A 2,534-nucleotide genomic window follows, 5' to 3' on the forward strand; every position below is an offset into this window, starting at 1 on the left:
AATCCGGGAGGACCATCTCCCAAGGCTAAATACTCCCTGGCGACCGATAGCGAACTAGTACCGTGAGGGAAAGGTGAAAAGAACCCCTGTTAGGGGAGTGAAACGAGAACCTGAAACCAATTGCCTACAAGCGGTTCGAGCCATTGTTTGTTTTCTTCGGAAGGCATTCAGGGTGAGAGCGTGCCTTTTGCATAATGAGCCAGCGAGTTTATTTGTAGTGCGAGGTTAAGCCTTTCTGAGGCGTAGCCGCAGCGAAAGCGAGTCTGAACAGGGCGATTGAGTACTGCGGATAAGACCCGAAACCGAGTGATCTATCCATGGGCAGAGTGAAGCTTGGGTAAAACCAAGTGGAGGCTCGAACCAGTTAGGGCTGAAAACCTTTTGGATGACCTGTGGATAGGGGTGAAAGACCAATCAAACTCGGTGATAGCTGGTTCTCCCCGAAATATATTGAGGTATAGCCTCAGGTAATTCGCGCACGGAGGTAGAGCACTGAAAGGGCTAGGGGCCCCACCAGGTTACCAAACCCTATCAAACTCCGAATGCCGTGCGTTTTATCCTGGGAGTCAGACTGTGGGTGAGAAGGTCCATAGTCAAGAGGGAAACAGCCCAGACCGTCGGCTAAGGCCTCCAAATTCGTGCTCAGTGGGAAAGGAAGTGGAGTTGTTCAGACAGCCAGGAGGTTGGCTTAGAAGCAGCCATCCTTTAAAGAAAGCGTAATAGCTCACTGGTCTAGTGATTCCGCGCCGAAAATGTAACGAGGCTAAGCACGATGCCGAAGCCACGGGTGTGCGTTTAACGTACGCGGTAGGGGAGCGTTCCTCGCGGGATGAAGGTGAACCGGAAGGTTTGCTGGACTTCGGGGAAGTGATCATGCTGGCATGAGTAACGATAAAAGAAGTGAGAAACTTCTTCGCCGTAAGCCCAAGGTTTCCTGGGTAAAGATAATCTTCCCAGGGTGAGTCGGCCCCTAAGGCGAGGCTGAAAAGCGTAGCTGATGGGAAACAGGTTAATATTCCTGTACCTGTGAGACATTGTTTGAGTGATGGGGGGACGCGGAAGGGTAGGTCATCCGGGTGTTGGACGTCCCGGTTCAAGGTAGTAGGCTGGCTTCGTAGGCAAATCCGCGAAGCTTTAAGCCGAGAACTGACGACGAGTCTTTATGACGAAGTGACTGATCCCATGCTGCCTAGAAAAGCCTCTAAGCGAGATGTCTTTCAGACCGTACCGCAAACCAACACAGGTGGGCGGGGAGAGTATCCCAAGGCGCTTGAGAAAACTCTGGTCAAGGAACTCGGCAAAATGACCCCGTAACTTCGGGAGAAGGGGTGCTCTTTTTTGTGAAGGGACTTGCTCCCTGAGCATCGAAGAGTCGCAGAGAAACGGCGGGGGCGACTGTTTACTAAAAACACAGGTCTGTGCGAAGTCGTAAGACGCGGTATACAGACTGACGCCTGCCCGGTGCCGGAAGGTTAAGGGGAGAGGTTAGGGCAACCGAAGCTTTGAACCGAAGCCCCGGTAAACGGCGGCCGTAACTATAACGGTCCTAAGGTAGCGAAATTCCTTGTCGGGTAAGTTCCGACCTGCACGAATGGCGTAACGATCTCCGCGCTGTCTCGACCAGAGACTCAGTGAAATTGAAGTGGCGGTGCAAATGCCGTCTACCCGCAGCAAGACGGAAAGACCCTGTGCACCTTTACTATAACCTGGCATTGGGTTTTGGGGCATCATGTGTAGGATAGGTGGGAGGCTATGAACCCTGTACGCCAGTATGGGGGGAGCCAACGTTGAAATACCACCCTTGTTGTTCTAAAACTCTAATACTGGTCAGTGAACCCTGACCGTAGACAGTGCCAGGCGGGTAGTTTGACTGGGGCGGTCGCCTCCCAAAGAGTAACGGAGGCGTGCAAAGGTTCCCTCAGGCTGATTGGAAACCAGCCGTTGAGTGCAAAGGCATAAGGGAGCTTGACTGTGAGAGAGACATCTCGAACAGGGACGAAAGTCGGCCTTAGTGATCCGGTGGTCCCGCATGGAAGGGCCATCGCTCATCGGATAAAAGGTACGCCGGGGATAACAGGCTGATCGCGTCCAAGAGTTCACATCGACGACGCGGTTTGGCACCTCGATGTCGGCTCATCACATCCTGGGGCTGGAGCAGGTCCCAAGGGTACGGCTGTTCGCCGTTTAAAGTGGTACGCGAGCTGGGTTTAAAACGTCGTGAGACAGTTTGGTCCCTATCTGCTGTGGGCGGAGGAGACTTGAGAGGGCCTGTCCCTAGTACGAGAGGACCGGGATGGACGAACCTCTGGTGGACCAGTTGTCGCGCCAGCGGCACAGCTGGGTAGCTACGTTCGGCAAGGATAACCGCTGAAAGCATCTAAGCGGGAAGCCTGCCTCAAGATTAGGTCTCCCTGGAAGTGATTCCCTAAAGGTCCCTGGTAGACCACCAGGTTGATAGGCTGGAGGTGTACGCGCAGCGATGCGCTCAGCTGACCAGTACTAATAGACCGTGAGTCTTAACCTCTCTATACTTC

At 53.6% G+C, this 2,534-nt stretch carries 1 rRNA gene (cut by a window edge); it reads left to right on the forward strand.

Annotated features, from left to right (window positions below):
• Window positions 1–2,524: ribosomal RNA gene (locus tag GY33_RS0118705) — 23S ribosomal RNA — on the forward strand (it extends 432 nt beyond the left edge of the window).
• Window positions 2,525–2,534 lie beyond the last annotated feature (10 nt).

The sequence above is a fragment of the Desulfonatronum thiodismutans genome (assembly GCF_000717475.1).
Taxonomy (GTDB): Bacteria; Desulfobacterota; Desulfovibrionia; order Desulfovibrionales; family Desulfonatronaceae; genus Desulfonatronum; species Desulfonatronum thiodismutans.